The following is a 6224-nucleotide window of genomic DNA, read 5'->3' on the forward strand; positions in this document are numbered from 1 at the left end:
CGTCAGCCTCCCAAAGCCATGTAAAGCGGTGTGCCCAAAAACAGCGTCACGGCGCCGCCTGCCGCGAGAAACGGACCGAAGGGCAGCGGCTCTTCAAAGCGCATGCGACCGATCCATGTCGCCACCAGCCCGACCACGGCACCCGTCACGGCAGCGATCAGGATGATCTGCGGCAACGCAGCCCAGCCGAGCCACGCGCCGAGCGCGGCCAGCAGCTTGAAATCGCCATAACCCATCCCTTCGACGCCGCGTACGAGCTTGAACAGCCAGTGTACGCACCACAGCGCCAGGTAACCGGCGATGGCGCCGATCACGGCATCCTGCAGGCTCGCGAACACCGTATTGAAGTTGACGATCAGGCCGGCCCAGAGCAGCGGCAAGGTCATCGAGTCCGGTAGCAGGTGCGTGTCGATATCGATTGCGCTCATGGCGAGCAGCGTCGCGCACAGGCCGAACGCAGCGAGCGCGGCACCCGTCGAACCGAAGGTGACGAGCGCGCCGAGCGCCAGCGCTGCGCTCAGCAACTCGATCAGCGGATAGCGAAAGCTCACGCGCGTCTTGCAGTGCGAGCATCGGCCCCGCAACAGCAGATAGCTGAGCACCGGCAGGTTTTCCCACGCACGCAAAACATGGCCGCAATGCGGACATGCGCTGCGTGGCAACCAGAGGTTGTAGCGCTCGGGCAGGCCGTCGTCGTCGAAAGCGTGATCCGTTGCGTCGCTCACTTCAGCGCGCCAGGCGCGTTCGAGCATGATCGGCAAGCGATACACGACAACGTTCAGGAAGCTGCCGATCACCAGGCCGAACACGATGACAAACGCAATCTGCGCACCCGCCGGCAATGTGCCGAACGTCGCGCCGAGGCTGTCCGCGAAACGTGCGAGCGGGCCGCTGAAGGAATGTTCTGACACGGACGTGAACGTGGTCGCCATGATTGATTGTGTGGATTCGGCTGCGATGCTACTACACCACGTTGCCGAGTTGGATGATGGGAAGATACATCGCGATCACGAGACCGCCGACCAGCCCGCCCAGCACGACGATCACGAGCGGCTCGCACAGGCTCGCAAGACCTGCGATCCGTTCGTCAACCTGACGATCGCTCAGCGAGGCCACGTCGAGCAGCATCGTATCGAGCGTGCCCGATTCTTCGGCGATGGCGACGGGTTGCACGATTTCTTCGGGAAAGCAGCGTGCCTCGCGCATGGCAGCCGCGAGCCGTACGCCGCGCCGAAGCTGCGCCGAGATGGCAACGGTCGCGCGATCGAACCAGGCATTGCCCGTTGCGTGGGTCAGCGAATCGAATGCGTCGGCGAGCGGCGTGCCCGCCGACAGCAAGGTGCCGAGCGCGCGGCTCCAGCGTGCCGCGCATAACGTTGTGAGCAGCGAACCGGCGACAGGCAGGCGCAGCGTCGCGCGGGCGAAGCGCAGACGTGCAGTTTCCGAACGCCTTAGTACGTGACGTGTCGCGAAGGCCAGCACGCATGCGCTGCCTGCGAGCGGCACGCTCCAGCGTCCAGCCGCCGCGGACAAGGCCAGTACGAGTTGCGTCGGCGCGGGCAGCTTCGCGCCGAATCCGTCGAAGATCTGCTTGAAGGTCGGCACGACCCACACGAGCAGCGCGGCCGTGATGGCGAGCGCGAGCAGCAGGATCGCGACGGGATACGTAAGCGCCGCTCGCACTTTGGTGCGTTGAGCGGCGGCGCGCTCGCGGTCGTCGGCGAGGCGCGCGAGAACGTTGGCCAACGCACCCGATGCCTCACCAACCTCGACCAGCTGGCAATAGAGCGCGCCGAACTGTGCCGGATGTCGCGCGAGCGCGGAGGAAAAGCCTAGCCCTGCCGTGATGTCGCGCGCGAGCGCACTCACGATGCGCGACATCCCTTTGTTACGCGCGTCGGTTTTCGAAGCATGCGCCAGCAGTTCGAGCGATGGCGCGAGCGGCAGACCCGCGCGCAACAGACTCGACAACTGGCGCGTGAAGAGCGTGACGTCGGCGGCGCGAGCGCGGGGCTTTGGCGCTGCACCGCGTGCAGTCCATTCGACGGCATAGAGTCCATCCTGTTTCAGCATGGCGCGCGCCGCGGGAAGATCGGGGGCGATCACCGTTCCGCGCAGGCGCATGCCTTGCGCATCGAACGCTCGCCATTCGAAGCGCTGTTCCTGGATTGCCGCGATCGTCATGCGACCTCCGTTGCGCTCAAGGCTTCGGCGAGACTCGTCGTGCCGTCGAACGCGCGAGCCAGCGCGGCTTCGCGCAAGGTCTGCACACGCTCGGCCTGAGCTTGTCGCGCAATCTCATGCGTGCCGGCGCGCGCCACGATGAGTTCGCGCATCGTGTCCGATACGGGCATGACCTGGTGAATGCCGACACGTCCGCGAAAGCCGATGCCGTGACATGCATCGCATCCCTGTTGAATGTACGGGCGCCAATCGGCGATCTGGTCTTCCGGCACGCCAGCCGAACGCAATGATGCAGACGTCTCGGACGAAGCGCGCCTGCACGCGACGCAGAGCCGCCGTACCAGTCGCTGCGCCGTGACGAGGCGCAACGCCGCCGCGAGGTTATAGGGCTCGACGCCAATGTCGATCAGACGCGCAATCGCTGCGGGTGCATCGTTCGTATGCAGGATCGAAAGCACGAGATGGCCCGTTTGCGCGGCTTTGACGGCGACGTCGGCGGTCTCTTCGTCACGGATTTCGCCGACCATGATGATGTCGGGGTCCTGACGCAGGAAAGCGCGCAGCGCGACAGCGAACGTCAGCCCGGCCTTTTCGCGAACACTGACCTGATTGATGCCGCCAAGCTGGATTTCGGCGGGATCTTCGACCGAACAGAGATTGCGCGATTCGGCGTTCAACAGTTGCAGGAAGCAATAGAGCGACATCGTCTTGCCGCTGCCCGTCGGTCCCGTGACGAGCACCAGCCCATGCGGCGAGTGGATCGATCCGTCGACAATGTCACGCTGCGCTGGCGCGAGACCCAGCGAATCGAGCGAAAGGTCGGCAGGCAGCGCTTCGAGCCGCCGCAGCACGAGCTTTTCGCCGAACAGCGTCGGCAGCGAGTTGACGCGATAGTCTTCGATCCGGCCCGCTGCGACGGGCAGGCGCAAACGGCCATCCTGAGGGACGCGCCGCTCCGCGATATCCATGCGCGCCAGCACCTTCACGCGCGTGATGAACGCGTCGCGCAAATGCGCGGGAGGACGCGCGAGCGCATGCAGTACGCCGTCGACGCGCAGCCGCATGCGCCAGCCGTGTTCCATCGGCTCGATATGCAGATCGGAGGCGTTGAGGCGTGCGGCTTCCTGCAGCGTGTCGGCGAGCAGACGCACGGCAGGCGGGCTGTCCGCGTCAGTGGTGACGGTTTGCAGCGCCGGTTTGTTCGCGGGGATGTGCGGCGTAGGCGCCGTGGTGTGGGAAGTAGTGCGCATCGAATACCGGCTGTGAGCCGCCTGTGAAACATGACGGCTTCATCTTCCGGTATCGAACTGGGTGTCGCTATTCGGCCAGATGGCCAGGTGTGCGCTCAGCGGCCGACCAGCCGCTTGATCTTCGATGTCGGTGGAGGACCGGGGCGAAACACCTTAACGGTTCTGATTGCCTGATCGTCGCTGCGCAAAACTTCCAGTTTGATGTCGGCAATCTTCACGCAGACATCGCCTTCAGGAATCTCTTCGAGAACTTCCAGGATCAATCCGTTGAGTGTTTTGGGGCCGTCGGTCGGCAGCTTCAACTGCAGCCAGCGGTTGAGTTCGCGCAGCGGCATGCTGCCCGCCACGATGCACTCGCCGTCCTCATTCCAGCCGCCACGCGACGAGGCGCTGCGCGGCACGGACGTCGTGAATTCGCCGATCAGCTCTTCAATGATGTCCTCGGGTGTCACGAGGCCCTGGAGTTCACCGTATTCATCGACGACGAGCGCCGTGCGATGGCGGCTTTCCTGGAAATACTGAAGCTGCTGGAAGACGGGCGTGCCCGTCGGCACGAAATACGGATCGGCGAGCAGTTCACGCAGCGTCTCGCGTTCCAGTTCCTGATTGTGCAGCGCGGACAGCGTCTTGCGCACGTGAAGCACGCCAAGCACGCGGTCGAAGTCACCCTGATAGACGATCAGCTTGTTGTGATAGCAGGTCTCGAGCTGATGCAGGATCTGCTCGAAGGGCGCGTCGAAATCGAGTGCTTCGATGCGGCGGCGCGGGATCATCACGTCATCGACGGTGATGTTTTCGAGATCGAACAGGTTCAGCAGAATGCTGCGGTGCTTGGTCGGCATGAAGCTGCCGGACTCGAGCACGATGGTGCGCAGTTCTTCCGGCGAAAGCCGCTGGTCGTGCGCGCCTTTGGTATTGATGTGCAGCACGCGCAGGATCGCGTTCGCGAACAGGTTGACGAACCAGATCACCGGCTTCAGCACGCGCATGAGCGGCGCGATCAGCAGGCTGGCGGGCAGCGCGATTTTTTCCGGAAAGGTCGCGCCGACGATCTTCGGCGTGATCTCGGCAAACACGATGATCAGGAACGCGACAATGCCCGTCGCCACCGACAGCACGATGCTATTGCTGCCGAACGTATGCAGTGCAATCGACGTGGTCAGCACCGGGATGATCGTGTTGAACAGGTTATTGCCGATCAGCACGGCGCTGAGCAGTTCATCGGTGCGCGCGAGCAGGCCTTGCGTGGTCTTCGCGCCGAGCGCGCCCTTGGTCGCGAGATGTTTCAGACGATGGCGGTTGATCGCCATCATCGCTGTCTCGGTAATGGAAAAAAAGCTGGAGCAGATGAGAAGCAGGACGACGGCGCCTATTTGCGCCCATAAGGGAAGTTGTTCCACGCGACGTGAATAAGAGAAGGGGAGGGATGAGGAGAATATAGCAGAGGGGCCGGGAGCCCTCAGTGGGCGGACGAGTGTGTTGGCCGTATGGCCGATCACCGCGCGATACGGGCGATATAAGCCGCTTCCGGAATGACAGACGAAAAAAAACCGCGCGATGCGCGGTTTTTTCAAGAATCTGGTCGGGGTGAGAGGATTCGAACCTCCGGCCTCTACGTCCCGAACGTAGCGCTCTACCAGGCTAAGCTACACCCCGATTTGTACTGCTTCACTCGATTCAGACTGATTCGACGTTTCAGTCTTGTTTAAGACTGCCTCGTCGTCGAGTAAGAACATAATTCTAGCAGGCTTTCTTTGTAAATGGAATCAGGAAACGAAGAAATTGCTGCAGCTGCCGCCTGCGCTTCCTGTTTTGCGCACTCGAGCGTGTGGTCGAGCGCGCCGGAACGCGTGATCGCTTCGAAAATCTCATCGAATCGGTCCGTGCCGCCCTGCTCGATGGCTTCGCGCGCGAGCGCCGACTGTTCAGGCGTGCCACGTTCGATCAGATAAATGAGCGGCAGCGTTGGTTTGCCTTCGCGCAGGTCATCCCCGGCGTTCTTGCCCATCGATTCCGGCGTGCCCGTGTAGTCGAGCCAGTCGTCCATGATCTGGAATGATGTGCCGATGCGCCGGCCGAATTCGGCTGCAGCAGCTTCGATAGTTGCGTCTGCACCCGCCAGCACGGCGCCCAGCTGCGCTGCCGCTTCGAACAGCTTGGCTGTCTTGTAGCGGATCACCTGCATGTAGCGCGCCTCGTCGACGTCGGCGTCATGCATGTTCAGCAGTTGCAGCACTTCGCCTTCGGAAATGATGTTGGTCGCTTCCGAAAGAATTTCCATCACGCGCATCTTGCCCACGCCGACCATCATCTGGAACGAGCGGGAATACAGAAAGTCGCCGACCAGCACGCTCGCTGCGTTGCCGAACAGCGCGTTGGCCGTCTGACGGCCACGGCGCAGATCGGACTCGTCGACGACGTCGTCGTGCAGCAGCGTGGCCGTATGGATGAACTCGACCACGGCCGCAAGTTCGTGACGATGCCCCGTCCGGTCGCCGAGCGCGCCCGCCACGAGCAGGAGCAGCGCGGGCCGCAGGCGCTTGCCTCCGGCACTGATGATGTACTCGGAGATCTGGTTGATCAGCATCACCTCGGACGCCAGACGGTGCCGGATGACGCGGTTCACCTGCTGCATGTCTTCGGCGATCGGAGCGAGCAGATTGGCTGCGTTAGGGGTGGGGGCTGTCTCTTATCCACGTCTCCGCGCCCACGAGACGGCCTCCTAGAGCGTATGCAGTAGACTGCGTGACAAATACCCGGGGGGGGGGGGCGGGGGGGGGGGGGGGGGGG

General features: G+C 63.1%; 5 protein-coding genes and 1 tRNA gene. All 6 read right to left on the bottom strand.

Going from position 1 to position 6224, the window contains the following annotated elements; translation table 11 throughout:
- Positions 1-2: 2 nt before the first annotated feature.
- Positions 3-932 (bottom strand): A24 family peptidase, encoded by a 930-nt coding sequence (locus DK391_RS32185; RefSeq protein WP_109482047.1) that lies wholly within the window; start codon positions 930-932, stop codon positions 3-5.
- Positions 933-963: 31 nt separating this feature from the next.
- Positions 964-2184: a type II secretion system F family protein gene (locus tag DK391_RS32190; RefSeq protein WP_109482048.1), complete on the bottom strand. Its 1221-nt coding sequence runs from the start codon at positions 2182-2184 to the stop codon at positions 964-966.
- On the bottom strand, positions 2181-3434 hold the full coding sequence (locus DK391_RS32195) for an ATPase, T2SS/T4P/T4SS family (protein WP_109482049.1): 1254 nt from the start codon (positions 3432-3434) through the stop codon (positions 2181-2183). The genes DK391_RS32190 and DK391_RS32195 overlap by 4 nt, the downstream gene beginning before the upstream one ends.
- Positions 3435-3529: 95 nt before the next feature.
- Complete coding sequence (locus DK391_RS32200; protein WP_109482050.1) at positions 3530-4834, bottom strand: HlyC/CorC family transporter; 1305 nt, start codon at positions 4832-4834, stop codon at positions 3530-3532.
- Between the two features lie 179 nt (positions 4835-5013).
- Positions 5014-5090, bottom strand: a tRNA-Pro gene (locus DK391_RS32205).
- 49 nt (positions 5091-5139) lie between these two features.
- On the bottom strand, positions 5140-6069 hold the full coding sequence (locus tag DK391_RS32210; RefSeq protein ID WP_239483009.1) for a polyprenyl synthetase family protein: 930 nt from the start codon (positions 6067-6069) through the stop codon (positions 5140-5142).
- Positions 6070-6224: the final 155 nt, after the last annotated feature.

Origin of the sequence: Paraburkholderia sp. C35 (assembly GCF_003121405.1) — a bacterium.
Lineage (GTDB): Bacteria > Pseudomonadota > Gammaproteobacteria > Burkholderiales > Burkholderiaceae > Paraburkholderia.

What these genes read in the sequence shown, in the direction of transcription:
- DK391_RS32195 (WP_109482049.1), bottom strand. Translation starts at nt 3,434, where the DNA reads ATGCGCACTACTTCCCACACCACGGCGCCTACGCCGCACATCCCCGCG.
- DK391_RS32185 (WP_109482047.1), bottom strand. Translation starts at nt 932, where the DNA reads ATGGCGACCACGTTCACGTCCGTGTCAGAACATTCCTTCAGCGGCCCG.
- DK391_RS32190 (WP_109482048.1), bottom strand. Translation starts at nt 2,184, where the DNA reads ATGACGATCGCGGCAATCCAGGAACAGCGCTTCGAATGGCGAGCGTTC.
- DK391_RS32210 (WP_239483009.1), bottom strand. Translation starts at nt 6,069, where the DNA reads ATGCAGCAGGTGAACCGCGTCATCCGGCACCGTCTGGCGTCCGAGGTG.